The organism is Pontibacter sp. JAM-7, assembly GCF_048548695.2.
GTDB lineage: Bacteria > Pseudomonadota > Gammaproteobacteria > Pseudomonadales > Balneatricaceae > Neptuniibacter.
Window position 1 is genome coordinate 1 of sequence record NZ_JBLYIF020000025.1, and the last position, 318, is coordinate 318.

At 54.1% G+C, this 318-nt stretch carries 1 protein-coding gene; it reads left to right on the top strand.

Features of this window, described 5'->3' with window-relative positions; genetic code table 11:
- Window positions 1–318, top strand: a 318-nt coding sequence (locus ACFVYJ_RS13715; protein WP_463255414.1) for an efflux RND transporter permease subunit, incomplete at both ends; no start/stop codon positions are given.

Sequence of the window (318 nt, forward strand, 5' to 3'; positions counted from 1 at the left end):
ACCCGTTTCAAGCGAGTTGGGGAACAATATCAGGATATCGTTAAGGTGGAAGACAATCAGCGGCGTGACCCCAGCGACCTGACCGACATCTACGTCCTTAATGACCTGGGCGATATGGTGCAGCTTGCCAACCTGGTCACCGTGAACGAAACCGTTGCCCCGCGTGAGTTAAACCTCTTCGATAAAGTAAAAGCGGTGAAATTCCAGACCCAGCTGGCAGCGGACTACAGTCTGGGCGAGGCCCTGTGTTTCCTAGAAAGCAATCTAGCTGAAATTGCCCCCCAGGCAAGCTTCGACTACAGCGGCAACTCACGCGAG